Genomic DNA, 22,908 nt, shown 5'->3' with positions numbered 1-22,908 from the left:
AATCAATGCACCTCCGGTGGTGTGGAGAAGGTGTGGTAAGGCGCAGGTGAAGGCACTGTCCATTCGAGGCCCTCTGCGCCGTCCCAGGGCTTGGCCGCCGCTGGCTCACCGCCGCCGCGGGCGCATTTCACTACAATGAACAGGAACAGAAGCTGGGTAGCCCCGAACACAAATGCACCTATGCTAGACACCATGTTGAAATCGGCAAATTGCAGGGCGTAATCCGGAATTCGCCGCGGCATACCCGCCAGTCCCAAAAAGTGCATGGGGAAAAACGCTAGGTTCATACCCACAAACGACAGCCAGAAATGGGTCTTGGCCAGGGTTTCGTCATACATGTAGCCGGTCCACTTGGGCAGCCAGAAGTACGCAGACGCAAAGATGCCAAAGATTGCGCCGGGTACCAGCACGTAATGGAAATGCGCCACCACAAAGTAGGTATCGTGGTATTGGAAATCGGCCGGAGCAATGGCCAGCATCAGCCCCGAAAACCCACCCACTGTGAACAGAATAACGAACGCAATAGCGAACAGCATCGGTGCTTCGAACGTCAGCGAACCGCGGAACATGGTCGCTACCCAATTAAACACCTTAACCCCAGTAGGTACCGCTATCAGCAAAGTGGCATACATAAAGAACAGCTGGCCGGCGATGGGAATCCCCACCGTAAACATGTGGTGGGCCCATACCAGGAATGATAGCAGCGCAATGGCGCCCACCGCGTACACCATAGAGGCATAGCCAAACAGCGGCTTGCGGGAAAAAGCCGGGATTATGTGCGAAACGGCACCAAACGCCGGCAAAATCATGATGTACACCTCGGGGTGCCCGAAAAACCAGAATATGTGCTGGAACAGCACCGGGTCACCGCCGCCAGAGGCGTCAAAGAAGCTGGTGCCGAAGTTGATGTCCATCAGCATCATGGTCAACACGCCTGCTAGCACCGGCATAACCGCCAGCAAAAGAAACGCGGTAATCAGCCAGGTCCAGACAAACAGGGGCATTTTCATCAGTGTCATGCCCGGCGCACGCATGTTCAGAATCGTGGCAATCACGTTGATGGCGCCCATAATCGACGACGCACCGGCAATATGCAGGGCAAATATGAAGTAAGTGGTACTGGGTGGGCCGTAAGTAGTCGACAGCGGCGCATAGAAGGTCCAGCCGAAGTTAGGGCCGCCGCCGTCCATAAACAGAGTGGATACCAGAATCAGGAAGGAGCAGGGCAGCAACCAAAAGCTCCAGTTGTTCATCCGCGGCAACGCCATATCCGGTGCGCCGACCATTAGCGGTAGCATCCAGTTAGCCAGGCCCACAAAGGCCGGCATCACTGCACCAAACACCATAATAAGCCCGTGCATGGTGGTCATCTGGTTGAAAAATTCCGGCTGTACGATTTGTAATCCGGGCTGGAACAGTTCGGCGCGGATGACCATAGCCATGGAGCCACCCAACAAAAACATAGCGAAACTGAATATCAGGTACATGGTCCCGATATCTTTGTGGTTGGTCGTAAACAGCCAACGAGTCCAACCCTTGGCTGGGCCGTGATGATCGTGGTTCTGCCCTAAAGAATGCTCTGAGGTGTGAGCGTCTGCAACCGTACTCATAATTTCTCCCGTAACCGCCGTGTTATTCTTATAGAGGTCTGGGTTGGCAGCGTGGCGCCGCCAACGGGTCACTGTTGTTGCTGGACCTTGTAATCAAAAATTTCCTTGGGCGTCACCATGTCGCCCACGTTGTTACCCCAGGCGTTACGCTCGTAGGTGATGATCGCCGCAATATCGACTTCGTTGAGCTGCTCGCCAAAGGCTTGCATGGCGGTACCGCGCTTGCCGTTGACCACAATATCGATATGGCCAGTCATGTCGCCGACGGCGATAGCACTGCCACGCAGCGCCGGAAACGACGGCGGCAAGCCACTGCCATCGGCCTGGTGGCAGGCGGCACAAGCGCTTTGGTAGCTTTGCTCACCGCGCTCCATCAGCTCGGCCATGGTCCATTCTTTTTGAGTCAGCTCTTTTTCTTTCTCGGCCGCGGCGCGCTGCTCACCAACCCAGGTCTGGTATTCAGCCTGCGGCACCGCTACTACAACAATGGGCATGAAGCCGTGGTCTTTACCGCACAGCTCGGTGCACTGGCCGCGGTAGGTACCCGGCGTGTCCACTCGTATCCAGGCTTCGTTGATAAAACCGGGAATGGCGTCTTTTTTCAGTCCGAACTCTGGCACCCACCAAGAGTGAATCACATCGTTTGCGGTCATCAACAATCGAACTTTCTGGCCTACCGGCACAACCAGCGGGTTATCGACTTCCAGCAGGTAATTTTCGCCTTTGGTCTGGCGGTTATTAATCTGGTCGCGGGGGGTGCTCAAACTGGAGAAGTAACCGAACTCGTCGTCCAGGTAGTCGTATTTCCATTTCCACTGATAGCCAGTGATCTTGATGTCTACATCGGCTTCGGTGGTGTCATACATATCAATCAGCGTGACGGTGGCCGGAACCGCCATAGCCACAAGAATAATCAGAGGAATGATGGTCCAAAGCACTTCCACTGTGGTGTTCTCGTGAAAATTCGCGGGCTTGTGACCGCGAGACTTACGATGGGCGAAGATCGACCAGAACATGACGCCGAACACCACAACACCGATGACGACACAGATCCACAGAATGGTCATGTGCAAGCCATAAATGTCGTTGCTGGTTTGGGTAACACCGGGTCTCATGTTCATGGCCCAGTCCGCCATGGACATTACCGGGAACAAAGCCAAGCCGCATAGGGCCCAAGCCCGTTTTGCGCGCACACGCATATTGCGTCTCCACATAGATTATTATTGTCGGGTGAAAGACTGCTTTCAAATATCTCGATCTCCATTATAAGCATAATAGATGACGAAAAGGCTAACAAACAGCTGAAATTCAACAACGTTATGATTCCAGCGCTTTACCGCCGTGACTATTCTGGATAACCGTTTATGACGCCCTTGCACCGTTTAACCCGCCTGGATCGCCGATTATGGGCGTTGGCGTGGCCGTTGATGCTCACCAATCTTACTGTGCCGATGCTTGGCCTGGTAGACACCGCCGTGCTGGGGCACCTGCCAGATCCGCAATATCTTGGCGCCGTGGCTGTGGGCGCTAACCTGTTCAGCATTTTGTATTGGACCTTCGGCTTTATGCGCATGGGCACCACCGGTTTGGTGGCTCAGGCCTGGGGCAAACGTGACGAGCATGAGCAGGTGGCACTGCTGGTGCGCTCGCTGTTGTTGGCAGTAGTCATCGGTTTGGTGTTGATTACTTTTCAAAAGCCATTGATACACGCCGGTCTGGCGCTGATGAACCCCAGCGCAGGCGTGTTGGAATTAGCCTCCGAATACGCTGCCATCCGCATCTGGAGCGCGCCGGCGGTACTGTGCCAGTACACCCTGGTGGGTTGGCTGATTGGCACCCAGTATTCCCGCGGCCCAATGATCATGCTGGTGGTGGCCAACGGCGTGAATCTGGTTCTAGACGTGCTGTTTGTGACCGGATTCGGCTGGAACAGCCGCGGGGTGGCCATGGCTACGGTGATCGCGGAATACGGTGCGGCGCTGATTGGTTTGGCGATCGTTTTACGGCGCATGCCCGAAGGCCAGCGCATGACCCGCGCGCTGATTGGCACCCTTGCCGACTACCTGCGCATACTTCAGGTAAACCGTTTTATTATGGTGCGCACCATCGCCTTGCTGCTGGCGTTTGCCTTTTTTACCGCTCAGGGCGCGCGCCAAGGCGATGCTATTCTGGCAGCCAACGCGGTACTTTTTACTTTTCTGCTGGTTATCTCCAACGCCCTGGATGGCTTTGCTAACGCCGCTGAAGCTCTGATCGGCGAGGCCGTCGGCCGTGGCAGCCGGCGCCAGTTCAAGCAGGTATTCGACACCGCCCTGCGCTGGTCGATTTGGGGTGCCTTGCTGCTGACAGCGCTTTTTGTGCTGGGCGGCCAGACGCTGATCGGATTATTAACCAACATCGAAGCCGTGCAAATCAACGCCTGGCAGTATCTGCCCTGGGTGTGGCTGCTGCCTTTCACCGCGGTGTGGGGGTTTCTATTTGACGGCGTTTTCATTGGCGCCACCCAAACCCGAGCCATGCAGAACACCATGCTATTTGCCGCCCTGGGCGTATATTTGCCGGTGTGGTGGCTAACCACCGACTGGGGAAATCACGGGCTGTGGTTTGCGATGACCAGCCTGATGCTGGCGCGAGCGCTGAGTATGGGGTTGGTATACCTGCACTTTAACCGTCAGGGGCGCTGGTTTCGCGATAAGGAAAGCCGATAACAGCTTCCCACAGCCAAGTTAAATTGTTACCGCCCCGGCCGGCAAGGCTGAAATAGTCGTCTACACTTTATTTACATTACAGGCTTCACCCTGCGCCTAACCAGGTCATTTGCCTGCACAACCCATATACCCGTGACATGAACGGGAGGCGCCATGCGATCTTTTTACGTATCGACACCGGCAACCGTGTACATGACTCCGAAAGCAGTCCTGGACATCATTGACACTGCAAGGTGCAGGGAAGCCCGCTCAGGCGCTTTTTGGCGCCAACTGCAGTTGCGTGCCAAGGCGCTGCCAACGTGCATCAGCTTTAACAGTCAAGCGCCGGCTAGCTGCCTGTTTCAGTTTTCAGTGGAATACATCGAAACAGCCCCGCGGCTGATTCACGCGATTGACACCTGCGCCCGCGAAGCCGGCCACGAAGGTCTATTCACGCCCTTTCTAGACGCCGCCACCCGTTTTTTCACCAACCCGTCTGTGCTTCTTAGCCACTATATCGGCCTTGATGGGCTGCTAATCAGCGCCTATCTGTGCCACCGCCTGATGGAAGATATGTACGAAAATAACCACAGCTTCCGCCGCAGCCAACTGGTGGATCTGGAGGCCACACGTGCCAACCTGCTGGTACACGAGCTCATTGGCGAGCCCTTCGCCAATGAGCTGGACGACGCGGTAGCGATAACTGTGCGGCAGATTGCCGGCAGCCCAAACTACTACGATCTTAATCTGGACCCGTTCGTGGCACAGGCCAACAACGCGGCTTGGGACTCAATGCGCCAGTATTGGGAAAATCTGCTGGTGCGCAACCACATCCGTTTTACTCTGGGCAATCGCCGCCGGCGCTAGCCCCTTCTGCACTCAGCATTTTTTATATCACATTCATTGCCTTGCGCCTGACGCCGAAGTCGTTAAGCTGTGCGCTGTCTTTTACCTGCCCGAGGCCCAAACCATGCTTGCCAATACCGATCTTGGAAAACTGATTATCCGCCTCACTTTGGGCTGCCTGCTGCTTTTTCACGGCATCGATAAACTGATAAGCGGTGTGGGCTATATTGAAGCCCAGCTAATCAGCCGTAACTTGCCGGCGTTTCTGGCCTGGGGCGTGATTATTGGCGAAGTACTGGCCCCGTTGATGATTATTCTGGGTTTTCACACCCGCACCGGCGCCCTGTTGATTGTGGCAAACATGTTGGTGGCCCTGATTCTAGTGCACAGCCACCAGTTGATGCTGCTGAGCAGCAACGGCGGGCTGCACCTGGAACTGCAGCTTTTCTTTCTGATGAGTGCTGTAGCCGTGTTTTTCCTCGGCTCAGGCCGCTATACCCTGCGCAACTGAGTGCTAAACGAGGATTCCGTGTTTGCTGAAGCCCCGCCGGAACCTGGCCACCGTTGCCACTTTAAAGGTGAAGGCTAGCGGGTTTATCGATATGGAGGCAACTCGTGCTAACCTGCTGCTGCACGAGTTATTTGGGCAAATTGGCAGTGCCTGACTCCACCTGGCCCCGGAAGATTCAGGCCAATCGAAAGGTTCGTAGCCAAAATGAAGATACATACCGTTTTACTGATGGCCTGTTGTCTTCTACCGGCGTCTTTACTGGCAGATGACCTGACGGTCAGGGTTCAGCTTGCTGATGGCGCCGCGCCTGTCGCGGGAGCCGTTGTGTATTTGAATGACGGCAGCAAACCCTCTCCCGTGCAGTCAGAAGTGTTTCAGAAAGACCGCATGTTTCATCCCCATGTGTTGATTCTGCCCACAGGCTCCAGCGTGGATTTCCCCAATCAGGACAACACCCAGCACCACGTCTATTCTTTTTCGCCGGCGAAAACCTTTAATCTCGAACTTTATGCTGATAAGCCCGAAGCACCGGTTGTGTTTGATCAGCCCGGCATTGTCGAGCTTGGCTGTAATATTCACGACCATATGCAGGCCTTCATTGTTGTCGCCGATAGCCGAGCCATCGGCCAAACCAATGAGCAGGGCGAGGTAACGATCGCGCTAGACTTCGACGACACTCTAGTACCCGGCTCGCTGAGCCTGAATATCTGGCACCCACGCCTACCAGACAACACCAGGCCGCTGGTTCGGGAAATTAATGCGACCAGCCTGACAAATTCCAGTATAGAAACCGTCAGCATTGAGCTGACGCCCGAGCCACGCCTCGAGGGCCCGATGGATGATCTTCAAAAGCGATTTCAGGAACTTTGATGGGTGGACGGACTAACCGCATAGGGTTTCGCGGTCGCCTGGTTACTGCCATGGTTGCTATGGTCGCGCTGGTAAGCCTGCTGATCGGCGCGCTGATGATGGTGTACCTGTTCGAAGACGAACAGCGCCGTGCCATGGAACAACTCACGATAGCCGAACGCCTGACCACAGAGGTGATTGACCGCCGCACCGATCTCGAGCTCTCCCGTCTGGATGTCGTTGTCCGCGACTTTGGTTTTCGTTCTGCCATTGCCAGCCGCAATCCGGCAACCCTGAACAGCGCTCTGGAAAACCACAGCGGACGCGTAGACGCAGACTTTGCGCTACTGCTGGATAGCCAGGGACAACTCTTGGCATCTACGTTGACACAAACGATACCCAGCATTACCGAAACGCAGCTAGCCACAGCGCGTAAAAACGGTGCTGACCGTTCACTGCTCACCATTAACCAGCGCGGCTATGAGGTGTTGGTCACTCCTGTCGAAGCACCCGGATTAAGAGCATGGCTGGTTGCCGGTTTCGAGCTCGATCAGGAACTGGCAAATGTCATCGCCCGGCTCAGCGGCAGTTCGGTTATTTTTCGAGCAAGCCCGAACGGCTCCGGCGGATTCACTAACTTTGCCGCGTCCTCCGATATCGACAACGCCGGGAACCCGGCTCTAAACATATCTGCAAATGACCGAAACTTCATCAAAAGCGACCGCTACTTCACCCGCACGCTGAACCTGGGTGCTTTCGAGCAAAGCTCATTCGAGGCGGTTCTACTGACCAGCCGGGAAGCCAGCCTGCAAAACTATTACAGTCGCGCCCTGGAAATAGCCCTGCTGGTGACTGTCATCATGGCACTTGCCATATTACTGGCACTGCTTACCGCCAGGCATCTTGGCCGGCCGGTGTTGCAACTGGCCCATTACGCTCGAGCCGTTGGGCAGGGGGAAAACCCGCCAGCGCCTGACATCCGCACCGGAGGCGAGCTGAGGCAACTCAGGGATACGCTTCGGGACACACTGGCCCGGCTTATCCGTCGTGAAACGGAAATCCGCCATGCCGCAAGCCATGACGAAGTCACCGGGCTGGGCAACCGTAACGCTTTGCTGCAAAAAGCCGAAGATGGCTTTAACGCCGGTAAACCCTGCAGCCTGATTGGTCTGCGCGTTAGCGACCTTTCTGACATCAACGATACGCTTGGCCTGGAGTTCGGCGACAAAATTCTGCTTAGTCTCTCGCAACGGCTGCGTGATGAACTTCCGGATGCCAGCCTGATTGCTCGCACCGGTGGCGGTGAGTTTCTGGCGCTGATCCCCAAGCTTAGCCCTGAAGCGCTGGAGCAACTTGCGCTGACTCTGCGTAACACTGCCGAATCACCCCTAAATATCGACAACACCCCGTTTTCCCTGCGTGCAAGCTTGATAACACTGCAATTACCTGCCGATGCCAGCCAAACCAATGAGCTGAGAAGACGCGTAAACCTGACCTTTGAGCAGGCCTTGCAAAAAGGTGTTGCGATTGCGCGATATAAGCCGGGCCAGGATGAAAACCACCTACGCGAACTCAAACTGGTCTCAGACCTGCACAGTGCAATCCGCCACGACGGCCTGCACATGAACTACCAACCCAAATTGGATAACGGCACCGGGCAGTTGCTTCAAGTGGAAGCTCTGGTGCGCTGGAGACACCCGGAGCTGGGCTTTATATCACCGGAAGAATTTATCTTCCTCGCCGAGCAGTCTGGGCAGATCCATGACCTGACAGATCATATCCTGCAGAAGGTTGCCAACGATGCCCGCGCCTGGTTCAACGCGGGCCTGGATGCTGGTGTCGCAATCAACCTGTCCGCAATGGACCTGACCTGGCCGGCGCTGACCGATCGCGTAGCCAGCATTTTCAGCGACTGGCACCACCACATGGAGCGCATCACTCTGGAAGTAACAGAAGGCGCATTGATGGAGGACCCAGTAGAAGCGATGGCGACATTGAACCGCCTCCGTAACCTCGGTGTAACCCTGTCCGTTGACGATTTTGGTACTGGCTATTCTTCGCTTTCACAGCTGCGCAAACTACCCGTTCAGGAACTGAAAATAGACAAATCCTTTGTGCTCAGACTAAATTCCGAACCTCAGGACCAGTTGATTGTAAGATCCACCATCGATATGGCCCACGGGCTTGGGCTAAAAGTAGTCGCCGAGGGTATCGAGAACCTTGAAACCTGGAAATTACTGCAGGCTTGGGGCTGCGATGTCGGCCAAGGCTTTTATCTGAGCCGTCCGGTTTCTGCGGATAAACTTGCGCAGACGGTTGCAGCCCTGTCAGAACGCCAGCAGGAACTGAGTGAAAAAACGCCGGAGCCTTCGCCATGACACGTTTTTTCAGCAACCGGGGTGCTGTGATATTCGCACCCTTTCTGACCCTGGGGATTCTTGCAACACCCTTGGCATCTGCGGATGTTGGCAGTCGCCTGTGGGCAACCGGTGGCGTCACCACTATAGAAGGCAGCGCCGGCGGCGGGCTTGTGCCCTGGGCCTTGCTTGGCAGCTACGCAAGTGATGAAGAATGGGGCGGAACGGTGGCCATAAGTCGCGCCGAGGTGGATGACTACACGCTCGCGGTCATTGGTGCCGGTTTGAACTGGAACAACCGGGTTGAAGTTACATTCGCACGGCAGACCCTGGATCTAAGCAGCCTTAAAAAGGATGAACTCAATCAGGATGTTTTCGGGGTGAAAGTACGGCTGATAGGAGACGCTCTCTATAGCCCTTGGGGCCAGTGGTCTGCCGGCGTGCAACACAAACGGCAGCAGGATTTCACGGTGCCGGAAGCTATCGGTGCCCGAGACGACAGCGGCACGGACGTCTATTTCGCCGGGTCGAAACTGTTTTTTGCCGCCGTCTTTGGCCGCAACCTGCTGCTAAACGCCACCGTGCGTGGAACCCGTGCCAACCAGGGCGGGCTGCTGGGTTTTGGCGGCGACCTCAATAATAGCTATGAGTTTATGGCCGAAACCGGCGCTGGCGTATTTATTAACCGCCAATGGCTGCTGGGCGCCGAGTACCGTCAGAAGCCGGATAACCTGAGCTTTGCCCGCGAAGACGACTGGTGGGACCTGTTTATTGCCTGGGTGCCGGACCGCAGGCTGGCCGTAACAGCAGCGTTCGTTAATCTGGGTGATGTCGCAACCCTGAAAGATCAACAGGGTGTTTATCTGTCTCTGCAGGGGAGTTTCTGATCATGCGTCCGGGCACAATGAAAACCCACTTCGCCGCTTTTGTTGTCCTGGCCAGCCTTGTTTTATCGGGCTGCCAAAGCTTTCACCGCGAACCCGACAACAGCCTCTATCTTCAGTTGGGCGAGCGCGCAGGCATTGCGGATGTGGTGGAAGATCTGCTGTATCTCATCGTGGACGACACGCGAATTAGTCATCAGTTCAAGGGCATAAACGTTGCGCAGTTTCATCGCCACCTGACAGATCAATTGTGTGAACTAAGTGGCGGCCCATGCCAGTATTCCGGGCGCGAGATGCGCGAATCGCACGCGGCCATGGGCATCACAAACACCCAGTTTAATGCCCTGGCAGAGAACCTTATTCTCGCTATGGAAGAAAACGATGTGCCAACAGCAGCGCAGAATCGGCTGATTAAAAAACTGCTACCGATGTACCCAGATATCCGACATCTTTGAAAGCCCGCAGCGAAAAAAAGTCACAAAAAGGTTATAAAGACAACGGCAGCAAAGACAAGTGCAACGCAAACGAGGCACAACACCCGCATGACTGAAAAACAAATAGATGTCCTTCCGGGCCGCTATCGGCACTACAAGGGCAAAGATTACGAAGTGATCGACATTGCCCGCCACAGCGAGACCGAGGAAAAATTGGTGGTCTACCGCTGCCTCTACGGCGATTATAGCCTTTGGGTGCGCCCCCTCAGCATGTTCCGCGAAACCGTAAACGTTGCAGGGGAGCAGCTTCCGCGTTTTGCTCGTATCGACCAACCTTAAACGTTACACAAGCCCTTTGACTAAGCTGGCAAATTACTGCACATTACCGCGTTTTCATAATCTCAGCCTTCGCAAGAAGGCCGGATAACTCATTACGCATACCCGGAGTTTGCCATGAATGCCGTTGTTGCTGCGGTGCTGATCATGCTTGTATTAAGCGTGGCCCGCATTCACGTTGTTGTTGCCCTGATAGTAGGTGCCGTTTCCGGCGGCCTGATTGCCGGAATGTCGCTGAACGACACCATTGATGCCTTCAACAATGGGCTGGGCGGAGGCGCCAAAGTGGCGCTGTCGTACGCCGTTCTGGGCGCCTTTGCGGTTGCTATCGGTAAATCTGGCCTGGCCAACCTGCTGGCCGACAAAATCCTGGCCAAAGTCGGGCAAAGCGAAGGTAGCAGTACGGCTGTGAAAAGCGTGCGCTACATGATCATCGCCATTCTGGTGGCCATTGCACTGTCGTCCCAGAACATCCTGCCGATTCACATTGCGTTTATTCCACTGGTGGTTCCGCCGCTGCTGTATGTCATGGCAAAGCTGAAAATGGACCGCCGCATGGTGGCCTGCGCACTCACCTTTGGCCTGATTACCCCGTACATGTTCATACCCGTGGGTTTTGGCGGTATTTACCTGAACGAAATCCTGATGGCCAAAATCAGCGCCAATGGTGGCGATACCGAAGGTCTGAGCGTCATGAAAGCCATGGCTCTGCCTGCTCTGGGTATGCTCTGTGGCCTGCTGGTCGCTATTTTTATTACCTACCGCGGCGAACGTAACTACAATCTCAGCGCCATAACCCGCACCGAAAAAGTCACCACCACCTACAAACCCATGACCCTGGTGATGGCTCTGGCCGCCATTGTGGTCACCTTTGTGGTGCAGTTATGGCTCGGCTCCATGATTCTGGGCGCATTGGCCGGCTTCCTGCTGTTCAACCTGTCGGGCGTGGTGAAGTGGAAAGAAGCAGACGACCTGTTCACCGAAGGCATGAAAATGCTGGCGATGATCGGTTTCATAATGATCGCCGCCTCCGGCTTTGCCGAAGTCATGCGCGAAACCGGCGAAATCACCACTCTGGTGCAAAGCTCGGTCGACATCATCGGCGCCAACAAAGCCCTGGCGGCCCTGCTGATGCTGCTGGTAGGCCTGATGATTACCTTGGGTATTGGCTCGTCCTTCTCCACCATTCCTATCATTGCGGCGCTGTATGTGCCGATGGCGCTGGAAATGGGTTTTAGCTCCATGGCCATCATTGCCCTGGTTGGCACCGCGGGTGCCTTGGGTGACGCGGGTTCGCCAGCGTCTGACTCGACACTCGGGCCCACCGCCGGCCTGAATGCCGACGGCCAGCACAATCACATATGGGATTCAGTGGTGCCCACGTTCCTGCACTTCAACTTGCCTTTGCTTGGTTTCGGGTGGGTTGCGGCGATGGTTCTTTAAAGTTTAAGGGGACAGATTTGAAATCTGTCCCCTTAAACTTTAAAGAAAGACCAGGGACGGATTTGAAATCCGTTCCTTTGCGGAAAAACTGGTTGTGTTGTTTGTCAGCCTATCTCTACAGTCAAATGGGAGGGGTGTGGGGTGTCTTTTCTGTCAGGAAAAATATGTCTGAGCGAAGCGAGTTGTTTTTCCCAGAAGAAAAGACACCCCACATCCTTGACCCTCCACCGAAAAATCAGACCACCAAATAGAATCTAATCCCCAGACCCTTTGAAGAACACCACCTGCTTAACGGTATGGTCATCTTCGTTTTTGCGCTTGTTCACGCGGGTTTGCAGTTCCGGGGCAGCCGGAGCTTCTATGTCAGAGATGCCGTCGGTGAAACCGCAAACCACGCATTCGCGGATTTGCTCACCGGCGTCGTCGGTGTACATGGTAATTTTGTCCATCTCCGCACAGCGGGGACAAACGGCTCCGGCGATGAAACGCTTCGGGCTTAGCATTTGATAACTCCATATTAAGTGGCCCCTGCCGGTCTTGGCCGGCGGGGCAGATTGCCAGTGGCAAATGGAGTCAGGCGACTTGTGGGCTGATGCCAGTTTGCTGCAACAACGCGTCTACCTCGGGTTCGCGGCCGCGGAAGGCTTTGAACAGCTCCATGGGTTCTTGTGAACCGCCTTTCTCCAGAATATTCTGCAAGAAAGACTTGCCGGTTGCCGGGTCGAAAATGCCATTTTGCTCAAACAGCGAGAACGCGTCTGCCGCCAGCACTTCAGCCCATTTATAACTGTAATAACCCGCTGCATACCCACCGGCAAAGATGTGGGAAAACGAGTTGGGGAAGCGATTGAACTCTGGCGACTCAATAACCGCTATTTCATCACGTACCTGACGGTGAACGTCCAGCGGGTTGGTCGGCGCGGTGTCGACGAACTCGGCGTGCAAGCGGAAATCGAACAGCGAGAATTCAAGCTGACGCACCAACCCCATGCCCGACTGGAAGTTCTTTGCGGCTAACAGCTTTTCCAACATATCCTGCGGTAGCGGCTCACCAGTTTCGTGGTGGGCAGCAATCAGCGCCAGCGATTCCGGGTTCCAGCACCAGTTTTCGAGGAACTGGCTCGGCAGTTCGACCGCGTCCCACGCCACACCATTAATACCCGACACGTCCATTACCTCCACCTGGGTCAGCATGTGGTGCAGGCCGTGACCGAACTCGTGGAACAGGGTGGTGACCTCATCGTGGGTCAGCAGCGACGGCTTGCCGTTCACCGGTGGGGTAAAGTTGCAGGTCAGGAAAGCCACCGGCAACTGCAGGGTGCCGTGCAGGTTTCGCCAGCGTACCCGGCAATCCGCCATCCAGGCACCGCCACGCTTGCCTTGGCGGGCAAACAGGTCTAAATAGAACCAGGCAATGGGCTCGCCGTCACGGCTGATGCAGTAGGCGGTGGCGTCTTCGTGCCAGGTTTCTACGTCTGGTTTGGCTTCAATCTGGATATCAAACAGCTTTTCTGTCACGCGGAACAGGCCAGGCACCACGTTGTCCACCGGAAACCAGGGGCGCAGGGCTTCCGGGGAAATATCGTAACGCTGTTGGCGCAATTTTTCGCTGTAATAACCAATGTCCCAAGCCTGCAGGTCATCCAAGCCATGTTCGTCTTTTGCAAAGGCCTTGAGCTCGGCAAATTCCTGCTCTGCCACCGGCTTGGCTTTGTTCGCCAGATCCGTCAAAAAGCCCAATACTTCATCGGTATCGCGGGCCATTTTTGTGACCAGCGAGCGCTCTGCAAAGTTATTAAAGCCCAGTAGTTGTGCCAGAGCGTGGCGGCGTTTTAGGATTTCCGCCATCACCGGGGTGTTATCCCAAGTGCCGGCGTCTGGCCCCATGTCGGAAGCGCGGGTAACAAAGGCTTCATACACTTCACGGCGCAGCTCGCGATTGTCGCAGTAAGTCATTACCGGGTGGAAGCTGGGGAAATGCAGAGTAATGACATAACCCTCCAGATCTTTCTGTTTGGCTGCCGCTTTGGCGCCTTCCAGGGCACTCTCAGGCACGCCGGCCAGCTCGCTCTTATCGGAGATTTGCTTGAACCAATGCTGGGTGGCGTCCAGGACGTTTTCACTGAAGCTGTTGCACAGCTCCGAGAGCTCGCGGGCCCGGTCGGCGTAGCGCTTTTTCTGATCATCGGGCAGGTCAACGCCACCCAGGTGGAAGTCCCGCAGGGTGTTTTCCACGGCTTTACGCTGGGCTTCGCTTAGTCCGCTGAAATCATCGCGGGCTGCCAGCTTTTTGTAAGCCTCACACAAAACCGCATTCTGGCTCAGCTCAGTGCTGTACTCGGTGAGCTTTTCCAGGCAGTTTTTGTACACTTTGCGCAGGTCGTCGTTGTTCATCACCGCGTTCAGATGGGAGATTACCGACCATGCGTTGCTCAGTTTGTCCTCAAGCGACTGCATGGGCTGCACCAGAGTGTCCCAGTCCGGTTCTTCGTTCTGCGCCAGGCTGATAATTTTCATGCGGTTTTCACTGAGAATCTGGTCGATCGCTTGTTCCATATGCTCAGTGCGCACGTGTTCAAATTTGGGTAGCAAGTCGTTGGTCAGTAGTGGATTGTTCATCGTTCCCCTTCTCAGCGGTTCAAATGTCGGGTAGTTTGAAAAGAATATCTATGGAGCAAGGCGATCAGGGAGTTGGCTTTTCAAAACGCGCCTCAAAAAATGTCCTGTGCGGTTTGAGCTCCACCTTTCTTGGCTACGCCCCGTTTTGCAAAGCCAACTCCCTGATCACCCTCCAACTTCGGAATATTCCCTGGAATAGGACTATGTAATGGCGAATGTACGTTCTCACAAGGGTAGCACGCCACAATTTGGTGAGCGCAACTGGATAGACCCCAGCGCAGTCGTGATCGGCGATGTGACAACCGGCGAAGACTGTTCGATTTGGCCGATGACGGTGGTGCGTGGTGACATGCACAAAATCCGCATTGGCGCGCGCTGCAGTGTTCAAGACGGCTCTGTGCTGCACATCACTCACGCCAGTGCATTCAACCCCGGCGGTTGGCCGCTGATTATTGGTGACGACGTCACCATCGGTCACAAGGCATTACTGCATGGCTGTACTGTGGGCCACCGGGTACTGGTGGGCATGGGCTCTATCATCATGGACGGTGCGGTAGTGGAAGACGAAGTGATTATCGGCGCGGGCTGCCTGGTACCCCCAGGCAAGCGTTTGCAATCCGGCTATCTTTATGTAGGTTCGCCGTGTAAGCAGGCAAGGGCTCTGACCGATAAGGAACGCGGCTTTTTTCCGTACACCGCCAGCAACTATGTAAAGCTCAAAGACGAGTATCTGGCCGAAAAAGCCAACGACTACCATTATTGATCTAAGCGGCCATATGTCCGCGCCTGTTGTGTGCAATAAGACATGAATCTGATCGAGTTTGTGTTGTTCACGCTATTACAACGGCATTCAAAGCACTTCAATCAGATGTGAATTTTGGTCTTAGACCCGTCTCTCACGACCTTGCTGCTCGGCTCCAATGTCGTGGTAAAACAGCCTGTCAACCTGGTGCCCGGGTCTTTCCTTGAGCTAATCTCGCGGTAACTCGCCTGTTTAAGGTATGACTTCTGCCGGCAACTGCTCGATAGGCACGTCGTCCTCGCATACCGGGCCGCGAATGGCAATTTCCACTCGCCGGTTCACAGCACGGTTTTCCGGGCTGTTGTTGGGCACCAGCGGGTTGGTTTCAGCACGGCCGGCGGCAATCACCCGATCGGCAGGCACATCACGGTTCAGAACCAACTCGTGTACCACCGACACCGCCCGCGCCGCTGAAAGGTCCCAATTGGAACGGTAACGGCTGCTGGCGATGGGCCTGTCGTCTGTATATCCGGCCACCACCACATCGCCACGGCAATTTTTCAGCACGTTCACTACCCGCTCGATAATAGGCAGCATTTCTTTCTTAATAGTGGCGTCGCCCGACAAGAATGTGGAATCTTCAGAGAAACGGATGATCACCTGGTGTTCGTCGTAGTCGACGCTCAGGGCGCCGCTAGCCACTTCGGTTTCCAGCTCCCGAATCAAACTGCTAGCCAGAGTAATCACGCCTTCAGACATCAGAGCCTCGCCTTCAGACACCAGAGTAACGCTACCGCTGGTCGAGCGCTCGTCGATCAATTCAGGCTCAGCCTGCAACTGTGTGTCTGGATCCAAGCTGCTGTTCCCGTCAGAAATCTTGATCGGCAAGCTGCCACCGCCATCCGCGATCAACTTACCTGAACCGAACGCAACGGACATCGAGCCGGCCATCGCTTTGTATTTTTCAATATCCATTTCGGCGAACGACAACAGCAGTATGAAAAACGTCAGCAGCAAAGTGGCCAGGTCGGCAAAGGTCACAATCCACGCTGGCGCACCAGCGGCGCCTGCTTTTTTGCGCTTGGGCAGGGTTGCAAGAGCCAGGCGGGCCAAGGCTTAGGTCCCCTGTTCGCGTTTCAGACTGTCGCGCTGCTCGGGGTTCAGGAACGATGACAGCAGTTCGGTCATTACCCGCGGATTTTCACCTTGCAGGATTTTTTGAATGGAAGTGGCAATCAAAAGTTGGTTGCGCATTTCGTCTTCGGCTTTTAGCTGCAGTTTGTCCGCCAAGGGCAAGGCGATCAGCTGGGCAATAAAAGCACCGTAAAGCGTGGTCAGCAGGGCGATCGCCATAGCCGGGCCAATAGAGGAGGGGTCATCAAGGGTATTGAGCATTTGCACCAAGCCTACCAGAGTGCCAAGCATTCCTATGGCCGGAGCCGATTCGCCGATGCCACGGAACACTCTTTCTGCTACCTCGTAACGTTCGGAGCATTGCTGGATTTCATGGTGCAAGGCTTCTTCCACAAGTTCTGGCGAATGGCCATCAACACACAGATTAATTGCTTTTTGCAGAAACACATTGTCGGTGGTGTGGTTTTCAAGGCCCAAAATACCCTCTTTACGCACCACCATGGCCAACGCGCCCACCTCGCGAATCAGCTCGTCAGGACGCTCTACGCGGTCCATAAAGGCCGCGCGCGACGCCAGGCGAATAGCGCTCATCAACGAACTCAGGCGGAACTTGATCAGCGTTACCGCAAAGGTTCCGCCCAGCACAATGGCCAACCCGGGCAGGTTAAGAAAGGTCAGCAAGGTGGCGTTAGCCAGCATGGCCAGTATCACCACCAGCACCCCGGCAACCAGTCCTACCAGCGTTAGTATGTCCATGCGTTAACCTTCATGTTGACCATTTTCTTCGCTTGATTTGTGCCTGATTTAGTTTGGTGTAAGGGTTCGTAAACTAGCAATAACCGGAGCAGTTTGCGGCCGCACCTCACGCCATACTTCAAATGCCTCAGCTGCTTGTTCTACCAGCATGCCCAAGCCGTCATACACGCGCTTTGCCCCGTTATCCAGAGCCCACTGGTTAAACGTGGTATTTGTGGCAGCATACATCATGTCGTAAATAACCGTGCCAGCACCGATCAGCTCTACAGACAACGGCGGTAAATCGCCCTGCAGGCTAGCGCTAGTGCCGTTGATAATAACATCGAAATCGCCGGTTACGCTGTCGTACGCCTGGCTGCCAAGCCAGGTAACACCGGCAACGTCAGCAAAGAGCGCTGCCAAGTTCTGCGCTTTAGCCGGCGTGCGGTTAGCAATCACCAGAGTGTGCGGCTGTTCAAGCAACAGCGGCGCTAGAACACCGCGTACCGCGCCACCAGCACCCAATATCAAAACACGAGCGCCCTTTAATGCCACTTGGTGATTGTGCAGCAAGTCTTTTACCAAACCTGCGCCGTCGGTGTTGTCTGCCACCAACACGCCGTTGTCCTGATACAGAGTGTTGGCCGCGCCAGCCTTAAGCGCGCGGGCGCTGTGTCGGCCAGCCATCTGCCAGGCCGCTTCCTTAAACGGTACAGTCACGTTCAGGCCTTTGCCGCCGCGCGCAAAAAACTCGGTTACGGTGTTTTCAAAACCATCCAGGGGCGCCTGAATCGCCGTGTACTCAAGCGCTTCGCCAGTCTGGCGGGCAAACAGACTGTGAATCTGCGGTGACTTACTATGGCTAATGGGGTGGCCAATCACCGCATATAGATCATTTTTCATCGTTGCCCCTTCAGGAAGCTGTGAGCCAATCGCGGCCGGTCAGAAAATGCTCCAGCAGGCGCGCTTCTTCACTACCAGGTGCCGACGTTTGATTATAATCCCAGCGTACCAGAGGCGGTAGCGACATCAGAATGGATTCGGTGCGGCCGCCGGACTGAAGCCCGAACAGGGTGCCGCGGTCGTACACCAGATTGAACTCCACGTAGCGACCACGGCGATAGAGCTGAAATTGACGCTGAGCGTCGCTGTAGGGCTGATTTTTGCGAGCCTGGACAATGGGTTCGTAAGCGTCAAGGTAACTGTCACCGATGGCGCGCATAAATTCGAAATCGCGGGCAAAGTCACCGGTATTGTAATCGTCAAAAAACAGACCGCCCACACCGCGGGGCTCGTTGCGGTGTTTCAGAAAAAAGTACTCGTCGCACCAATGCTTGTACCGCGGGTACACGTCGTCACCAAAGGGCGCACAGGCGTTCGCAGCGGTGCGGTGCCAATGCTCGCAGTCTTTGTCAACACCGTAATAAGGGGTTAGATCATAGCCGCCGCCAAACCAGTACACCGGTTCAGCATTTTCCGGCGTAGCGATAAAAAATCGCACGTTGGCGTGAGAGGTCGGCACATGGGGGTTGTGGGGGTGCATCACCAGCGACAAACCCATAGCTTGCCAGGGTGCGCCTGCCAAATGAGGGCGGTGGGCCGTCGCTGAAGGCGGCATGGTATTGCCCATCACGTGGGAAAAGTTCACACCGCCTTTTTCAAACACCTTGCCACTGCCGATCACCCGGCTAATACCGCCGCCACCTTCCATGCGATCCCAGGCGTCGTGAATAAATTCTCCGCCACCGTCGGTCACGGCAAGGCGCTGGCAAATGGTGTCTTGCAGCTGTAACAAATAGTGTTTGACCGCCTGCGGGTCTGGTTGCTGTGGCATATTTTCTCCTAACGTAGCTGCTGGCCGGTAACGATATCAATTATGCGGCTGGGTTGGCGATTTCCGCCCAACGCACCGGGCACCACCCAGTCCAACTGGCCATGAAAATAGCCCTGAACTTGCCAGGGCGAACGAGCTGGGGCGCGGCCCGCGGGGTTGCACGAGGTGGAAACCAGCGGACTGCCTACAACGTTGCACAGGGCTTTGACCACCGGATGCGCACTCACTCTTACCGCAATCGAGCTGTGCTCGCCCCGTACCCATTCGGGCACCTGCTGGTGCACATCTGGCAGCAGGCAGGTAACCGGACCAGGCCAATGCTGTCGGGCTCGCTGCTGAAGGTCTTGCGGCAGGGGGTTCAGCAAAAAAGCAATCTGTTCGACCGAAGCCGCCACCAGAATCATGCCTTTGTGCACGGGGCGCTGTTTCAGATCCAGAATACGTTGCACCGCAACCTCGTTCCAGGGGTCACAGCCGAGACCCCAAACGGCTTCCGTTGGATACGCGAGCACGCCGCCTTGTTGCAGAGTGCGGCGAGCGCAGTGTAATTGCCAGTCGGTCAGCGGGTGGTCTGTTGCCATAGGGGAGTTGAGCCTGAGTAAAATCACTGTTGGCACCGGGTTCAGGCAATGCGGACATATCCGCCGGGCGCCGCTGTGGCCAGGCCCTGAAGCTCTAGCAAAAGCAGGGACTGCATCAGTTGATCGGCGCTCAGCCCGGTGCTCGAACCCAGTACATCGGTTGATTGTGAATCATACCCTAAAGCCTCAAGCACGGCGATTTCACGGGCGTCCAGACCCTCGGTGGCAGCGATTTGCAAGCTTGCGCCCGGTGTTGCCGGTTCACTCCACCAGCCCCCCAGTTCCTGCAGGATGTCGGCCACGCTTTCTACCAGCGTAGCACCCTGCCGAATCAGTTGGTGACAACCACGGGCTACCGGGCTGTGTACCGACCCCGGTATGGCGAAAACGTCGCGGCCTTGCTCTGAAGCCAGCCGAGCGGTAATCAGCGAGCCGCTCTTGAAACCGGCCTCTACCACCAGAACACCCCGGCTCAAGCCGCTGATGATGCGATTACGCTGGGGGAAGTGTGCGGGGCGAGCCTGGGTGCCCGGCGGGTACTCGGACACCAGCAGACCATTGGCAATCACCCGCTCCCCCAGCCGCTGATGTTGGCGCGGATAGATTTTATCAAGCCCACTGCCAATCACCGCCAAAGTAGGATGGCCGGCGTCCAGCGCACCGGCGTGGGCAGCACCGTCGATACCCAACGCCAGGCCGCTGCTGACTAACAGATTGCATTCGCCAAGCGCTGCAGCAAAGCCCCGGGCGTGGTCCAGCCCGGCACGAGTGGCGTGGCGGCTGCCAATAACCGCCAGTTGGTCACGGCCGAGCAGGCTGGTATCGCCACGAATGTACAATAATAAAGGCGGGTTATGAATGTGGCGCAGCGGCAGCGGGTAAGCCGACGACTGCCAGTGCACAATGCCAATACCATGCCGCTCACAGTCGCTTTCTATAGCATGCAAAGCCACCAACGCCGGATGTGCAGCGTCATCACGGCGCCAGGCAACAAGGGCTCGACAAACATCTGCGGGCAGGCCCATGGCTTTATGGCTGGCGCTGTCCAGGTTCAGCAGGTCGGGCAGTTGCAGAACGTGCGCCGCTAACCGGCGCCGCACTCTTAGGCCAAAACCCGGCAGCTGGCTCAAAAACAGCCATTGCCGGGCCCGCTCCGGGCTGTCATCACATATCTGGTCAACGGCGGGGTCAGTGAGGTCGGCGCCGGGCGGCGTATCAAATGAAAACAGGGGTACCTGGGGCACGGGCATCTTCCTTGCGCACAGAAAAAAGCCGGGCATTCCGTGCCCGGCTCGGGTTTTTATCGGGTGATCAGGGGTTGGTTACCTGATCACCCACCGCCAGCGGCCGGCTGGCTTGCAGCATAAGGCCGTAGCTCATTTTTTCGTAAGCCTGGAACACCATCAGCAGACCGGCGCGTTCAGACGGCAGCTCAATGGTTTCGCCAGTGACCGGGTCGCGCACCAGATTGCCGCTTTGCAGCACGGCCATTACGTTGCCCGGTTCTATGCCTTCGCGCAGGCCCAGATTGATAGCAACAACATCGTACTGGCCAATCTGATTAACGCCGCCATCTACCGCTATCATCTGCCCGCTTACGGATTTCGTCGGCGCGGTGGGCACAAAGCTGGTAGAAAGGGGTCGACTGGCATTCACCAGCAAGCGGTCACCAATGCGAATTTCTTCGTTGGACTGGCTCAGCAGTAGCGTCAACACATCGCCGTTGGTGGCAGTAACCTTGGCTGTGCCAATACTACGGGCTTCCAGGCCCAGAAATTCACCGGTTTTCGGATCGACAAATTCATTACCACGGCGGAAAACGCCAACCGTGTTCGCCGGCTTCTGGCCGCGAGCGTAAACGCGATCGCCAGCGCCGGTAACAATTCGGCCGTCTTCACCTTCCAGCACGTAGGGCGCAGCCGCTATCTGTTCCGGGGTAACAATGCGGGTATCGGTTAAAAAGCTGGCGATGGCGTCCAGCGGTATGGCCGGGATCGGCGTATCAATGGCTTCGGAGCGCACTTGCGGCGACAGCTTGATCACACCGTCACCGTTGGCCATTTTCATGATTTTTGGCTGACCATCAATGTACACCAACGCCAAGCGGTCACCGGGGTAAATTAAATGAGGGTTTGCCACCTGGGGGTTTACCTGCCAAATTTCCGGCCAGTACCAGGGGTTGTTCAAAAAGCGGGCGGAGATATCCCACAGGGTATCGCCTTTAACAACGGTATAACGTTCGGGATGATCCGACCGCAGCTCCGGTGCTGCTTGGGCCCAAGCGGTAAACAACAGCGTTGTAGCTGCCAGAGCGTACAGCAGTTTCCTCATGGTTTAAGTCCTTGATCCCGTGCTTTGATGCTTAAATTCGGTCGGCTGGCGCCCGAAGTCCAGTTGGCTTTCGCCTGCTATTTTTAGCTTAATCTGTTGTTATTCCCGTTACTATAGAGGATGCACGGTTAATTGTAGTGTTATCTACTCACCACCGGGGACTTTTAACGTTTGCCCACCCGTACAGGTGTCTCCCATAGTTTTTCTCAATTGACTGATCAGTTTGTACTCAATCGCCAAATTGTTAGATAATGTGGACATAGAGCCAACACGAAAATGCCCCGGTCGGGTAAGTATGTCCCGCATCATAAACACCCCGGGGTTGAAAAGCGCAGTACAAGGTCGCATTTCAGACATCCTTTGTACGCGAACGAACGTTGGCATTCACTGTCCAAAGCACGCATTTAAAAAAGTAACGTACTATGATTCTAGACATTCTTGAATACCCCGACCCACGTCTGCGAACTCTCGCCAAGCCGGTTATCACCGTAACTGACGAGATCCGCACCCTGATCGACGACATGTTCGAGACCATGTACGATGCGGTGGGTATTGGCCTCGCGGCGAGCCAGGTTAACGTGCACCAGCAGATCGTCGTGATGGATCTGTCAGATGACAACAGCGAACCCAGGGTATTCATCAACCCTAAGATTGAGGTGCTCGATGGCGACCTGGAAGCCATGCAGGAAGGCTGCCTGTCGGTACCGGGATTTTATGAAGATGTTGAGCGCATCGAGCATTGCCTCATCAAAGCTCTTGATCGCAATGGCGAAGCTTTTGAAATTGAAGCCCGCGGGCTGTTGGCGGTGTGCATCCAGCACGAGATGGATCACCTGAACGGCAAACTGTTTGTGGATTACTTGAGTTCGCTAAAGCGTACACGTATCCGCAAAAAGTTGGAAAAGTTGCAAAAGAAGAGTGCTTAAAGAGTGTTTGGAAAGCGCTTAAAACGAGTGCCTAAGCCAGCATTTATTA

General features: G+C 55.5%; 23 protein-coding genes. 12 read left to right on the top strand and 11 right to left on the bottom strand.

Features of this window, described 5'->3' with window-relative positions:
- Positions 1 to 2 precede the first annotated feature (2 nt).
- Positions 3 to 1,610, bottom strand: coding sequence for a cytochrome c oxidase subunit I (gene ctaD, locus MRBBS_RS00285; RefSeq protein WP_014869381.1), 1,608 nt, complete (start codon positions 1,608 to 1,610; stop codon positions 3 to 5).
- A 68-nt stretch (positions 1,611 to 1,678) separates the two neighbouring features.
- Entirely contained in the window at positions 1,679 to 2,809 is a 1,131-nt protein-coding gene (gene coxB, locus MRBBS_RS00280; protein WP_014869380.1) for a cytochrome c oxidase subunit II, read from the bottom strand.
- A 165-nt stretch (positions 2,810 to 2,974) separates the two neighbouring features.
- Here coxB and MRBBS_RS00275 point away from each other — a divergent pair, with 165 nt between their 5' ends.
- From MRBBS_RS00275 to MRBBS_RS00235, 10 genes are all read left to right on the top strand, one after another.
- Complete coding sequence (locus tag MRBBS_RS00275) at positions 2,975 to 4,318, top strand: MATE family efflux transporter (protein ID WP_014869378.1); 1,344 nt, start codon at positions 2,975 to 2,977, stop codon at positions 4,316 to 4,318.
- Positions 4,319 to 4,510: 192 nt separating this feature from the next.
- Positions 4,511 to 5,164: a hypothetical protein gene (locus MRBBS_RS00270; protein ID WP_041634995.1), complete on the top strand. Its 654-nt coding sequence runs from the start codon at positions 4,511 to 4,513 to the stop codon at positions 5,162 to 5,164.
- 103 nt (positions 5,165 to 5,267) lie between these two features.
- Positions 5,268 to 5,654 (top strand): DoxX family protein, encoded by a 387-nt coding sequence (locus MRBBS_RS00265; protein ID WP_041634994.1) that lies wholly within the window; start codon positions 5,268 to 5,270, stop codon positions 5,652 to 5,654.
- Between the two features lie 22 nt (positions 5,655 to 5,676).
- Positions 5,677 to 5,808: a hypothetical protein gene (locus tag MRBBS_RS20165; RefSeq protein WP_014869374.1), complete on the top strand. Its 132-nt coding sequence runs from the start codon at positions 5,677 to 5,679 to the stop codon at positions 5,806 to 5,808.
- 50 nt (positions 5,809 to 5,858) lie between these two features.
- Positions 5,859 to 6,524, top strand: a complete 666-nt coding sequence (locus tag MRBBS_RS00260; RefSeq protein ID WP_014869373.1) for a methylamine utilization protein — start codon at positions 5,859 to 5,861, stop codon at positions 6,522 to 6,524.
- On the top strand, positions 6,524 to 8,881 hold the full coding sequence (locus tag MRBBS_RS00255; protein ID WP_014869372.1) for a putative bifunctional diguanylate cyclase/phosphodiesterase: 2,358 nt from the start codon (positions 6,524 to 6,526) through the stop codon (positions 8,879 to 8,881). The genes MRBBS_RS00260 and MRBBS_RS00255 overlap by 1 nt, the downstream gene beginning before the upstream one ends.
- A complete protein-coding gene (locus MRBBS_RS00250; RefSeq protein ID WP_014869371.1) occupies positions 8,878 to 9,747 on the top strand; it encodes a DUF3034 family protein in 870 nt (289 codons plus the stop codon). Before MRBBS_RS00255 ends, MRBBS_RS00250 begins: the two co-directional genes overlap by 4 nt.
- A gap of 2 nt (positions 9,748 to 9,749) precedes the next feature.
- A complete protein-coding gene (locus MRBBS_RS00245; RefSeq protein WP_041634993.1) occupies positions 9,750 to 10,199 on the top strand; it encodes a group I truncated hemoglobin in 450 nt (149 codons plus the stop codon).
- An 87-nt stretch (positions 10,200 to 10,286) separates the two neighbouring features.
- Positions 10,287 to 10,517: a DUF1653 domain-containing protein gene (locus tag MRBBS_RS00240; protein ID WP_014869370.1), complete on the top strand. Its 231-nt coding sequence runs from the start codon at positions 10,287 to 10,289 to the stop codon at positions 10,515 to 10,517.
- A 114-nt stretch (positions 10,518 to 10,631) separates the two neighbouring features.
- Positions 10,632 to 11,957 carry a Na+/H+ antiporter family protein gene (locus MRBBS_RS00235; protein ID WP_014869369.1) on the top strand — a complete coding sequence of 442 codons (1,326 nt, stop codon included), beginning with the start codon at positions 10,632 to 10,634 and terminating at the stop codon, positions 11,955 to 11,957.
- 254 nt (positions 11,958 to 12,211) lie between these two features.
- Here the strand turns inward: MRBBS_RS00235 and MRBBS_RS00230 are convergent, their stop codons facing one another.
- Both MRBBS_RS00230 and prlC read right to left on the bottom strand, forming a co-directional pair.
- On the bottom strand, positions 12,212 to 12,460 hold the full coding sequence (locus MRBBS_RS00230) for a YheV family putative zinc ribbon protein (RefSeq protein WP_014869368.1): 249 nt from the start codon (positions 12,458 to 12,460) through the stop codon (positions 12,212 to 12,214).
- Positions 12,461 to 12,530: 70 nt separating this feature from the next.
- Entirely contained in the window at positions 12,531 to 14,576 is a 2,046-nt protein-coding gene (gene prlC, locus MRBBS_RS00225; protein WP_014869367.1) for an oligopeptidase A, read from the bottom strand.
- A 208-nt stretch (positions 14,577 to 14,784) separates the two neighbouring features.
- On the opposite strand from prlC, the gene MRBBS_RS00220 reads away from it, so the two are divergent.
- The gene (locus MRBBS_RS00220) at positions 14,785 to 15,339 is read left to right on the top strand and encodes a gamma carbonic anhydrase family protein (protein ID WP_014869366.1); all 555 of its coding nucleotides are present in this window, start codon (positions 14,785 to 14,787) and stop codon (positions 15,337 to 15,339) included.
- Positions 15,340 to 15,570: 231 nt separating this feature from the next.
- Here the strand turns inward: MRBBS_RS00220 and MRBBS_RS00215 are convergent, their stop codons facing one another.
- The 7 genes from MRBBS_RS00215 to MRBBS_RS00185 all read right to left on the bottom strand — a co-directional run bounded on the left by MRBBS_RS00215 (position 15,571) and on the right by MRBBS_RS00185 (position 21,933).
- A complete protein-coding gene (locus tag MRBBS_RS00215) occupies positions 15,571 to 16,431 on the bottom strand; it encodes a flagellar motor protein MotB (protein WP_014869365.1) in 861 nt (286 codons plus the stop codon).
- Positions 16,432 to 16,434: 3 nt separating this feature from the next.
- Positions 16,435 to 17,208, bottom strand: a complete 774-nt coding sequence (locus MRBBS_RS00210) for a MotA/TolQ/ExbB proton channel family protein (protein ID WP_014869364.1) — start codon at positions 17,206 to 17,208, stop codon at positions 16,435 to 16,437.
- Positions 17,209 to 17,256: 48 nt separating this feature from the next.
- Entirely contained in the window at positions 17,257 to 18,090 is an 834-nt protein-coding gene (gene aroE, locus MRBBS_RS00205) for a shikimate dehydrogenase (RefSeq protein WP_014869363.1), read from the bottom strand.
- A gap of 10 nt (positions 18,091 to 18,100) precedes the next feature.
- Positions 18,101 to 19,021, bottom strand: a complete 921-nt coding sequence (gene hemF / locus MRBBS_RS00200) for an oxygen-dependent coproporphyrinogen oxidase (protein ID WP_014869362.1) — start codon at positions 19,019 to 19,021, stop codon at positions 18,101 to 18,103.
- An 8-nt stretch (positions 19,022 to 19,029) separates the two neighbouring features.
- Positions 19,030 to 19,602, bottom strand: a complete 573-nt coding sequence (locus tag MRBBS_RS00195; RefSeq protein WP_014869361.1) for an L-threonylcarbamoyladenylate synthase — start codon at positions 19,600 to 19,602, stop codon at positions 19,030 to 19,032.
- Positions 19,603 to 19,643: 41 nt separating this feature from the next.
- Positions 19,644 to 20,846 (bottom strand): DNA-processing protein DprA, encoded by a 1,203-nt coding sequence (dprA, locus tag MRBBS_RS00190; RefSeq protein ID WP_014869360.1) that lies wholly within the window; start codon positions 20,844 to 20,846, stop codon positions 19,644 to 19,646.
- 67 nt (positions 20,847 to 20,913) lie between these two features.
- Positions 20,914 to 21,933, bottom strand: coding sequence for a LysM peptidoglycan-binding domain-containing protein (locus MRBBS_RS00185; protein WP_014869359.1), 1,020 nt, complete (start codon positions 21,931 to 21,933; stop codon positions 20,914 to 20,916).
- Between the two features lie 422 nt (positions 21,934 to 22,355).
- On the opposite strand from MRBBS_RS00185, the gene def reads away from it, so the two are divergent.
- A complete protein-coding gene (def, locus tag MRBBS_RS00180; protein ID WP_014869357.1) occupies positions 22,356 to 22,859 on the top strand; it encodes a peptide deformylase in 504 nt (167 codons plus the stop codon).
- Positions 22,860 to 22,908: the final 49 nt, after the last annotated feature.

Origin of the sequence: Marinobacter sp. BSs20148, from assembly GCF_000283275.1 — a bacterium.
In the GTDB taxonomy this organism is placed as follows: domain Bacteria; phylum Pseudomonadota; class Gammaproteobacteria; order Pseudomonadales; family Oleiphilaceae; genus Marinobacter; species Marinobacter psychrophilus.
The sequence above is the reverse complement of the archived record's forward strand: the minus strand, read 5'-3'. Positions and strand labels throughout refer to the sequence as shown.

Coding starts and splice junctions, on each gene's coding strand:
- MRBBS_RS00250 (WP_014869371.1), top strand. CDS start 8,878: ATGACACGTTTTTTCAGCAACCGGGGTGCTGTGATATTCGCACCCTTT.
- def (WP_014869357.1), top strand. CDS start 22,356: ATGATTCTAGACATTCTTGAATACCCCGACCCACGTCTGCGAACTCTC.
- MRBBS_RS00245 (WP_041634993.1), top strand. CDS start 9,750: ATGCGTCCGGGCACAATGAAAACCCACTTCGCCGCTTTTGTTGTCCTG.
- MRBBS_RS00185 (WP_014869359.1), bottom strand. CDS start 21,933: ATGAGGAAACTGCTGTACGCTCTGGCAGCTACAACGCTGTTGTTTACC.
- MRBBS_RS00255 (WP_014869372.1), top strand. CDS start 6,524: ATGGGTGGACGGACTAACCGCATAGGGTTTCGCGGTCGCCTGGTTACT.
- MRBBS_RS00270 (WP_041634995.1), top strand. CDS start 4,511: ATGACTCCGAAAGCAGTCCTGGACATCATTGACACTGCAAGGTGCAGG.
- MRBBS_RS00235 (WP_014869369.1), top strand. CDS start 10,632: ATGAATGCCGTTGTTGCTGCGGTGCTGATCATGCTTGTATTAAGCGTG.
- MRBBS_RS00240 (WP_014869370.1), top strand. CDS start 10,287: ATGACTGAAAAACAAATAGATGTCCTTCCGGGCCGCTATCGGCACTAC.
- MRBBS_RS00195 (WP_014869361.1), bottom strand. CDS start 19,602: ATGGCAACAGACCACCCGCTGACCGACTGGCAATTACACTGCGCTCGC.
- MRBBS_RS00260 (WP_014869373.1), top strand. CDS start 5,859: ATGAAGATACATACCGTTTTACTGATGGCCTGTTGTCTTCTACCGGCG.
- prlC (WP_014869367.1), bottom strand. CDS start 14,576: ATGAACAATCCACTACTGACCAACGACTTGCTACCCAAATTTGAACAC.
- aroE (WP_014869363.1), bottom strand. CDS start 18,090: ATGAAAAATGATCTATATGCGGTGATTGGCCACCCCATTAGCCATAGT.
- coxB (WP_014869380.1), bottom strand. CDS start 2,809: ATGCGTGTGCGCGCAAAACGGGCTTGGGCCCTATGCGGCTTGGCTTTG.
- MRBBS_RS00230 (WP_014869368.1), bottom strand. CDS start 12,460: ATGCTAAGCCCGAAGCGTTTCATCGCCGGAGCCGTTTGTCCCCGCTGT.
- hemF (WP_014869362.1), bottom strand. CDS start 19,021: ATGCCACAGCAACCAGACCCGCAGGCGGTCAAACACTATTTGTTACAG.
- MRBBS_RS00265 (WP_041634994.1), top strand. CDS start 5,268: ATGCTTGCCAATACCGATCTTGGAAAACTGATTATCCGCCTCACTTTG.
- MRBBS_RS00220 (WP_014869366.1), top strand. CDS start 14,785: ATGGCGAATGTACGTTCTCACAAGGGTAGCACGCCACAATTTGGTGAG.
- MRBBS_RS00210 (WP_014869364.1), bottom strand. CDS start 17,208: ATGGACATACTAACGCTGGTAGGACTGGTTGCCGGGGTGCTGGTGGTG.
- ctaD (WP_014869381.1), bottom strand. CDS start 1,610: ATGAGTACGGTTGCAGACGCTCACACCTCAGAGCATTCTTTAGGGCAG.
- MRBBS_RS00275 (WP_014869378.1), top strand. CDS start 2,975: ATGACGCCCTTGCACCGTTTAACCCGCCTGGATCGCCGATTATGGGCG.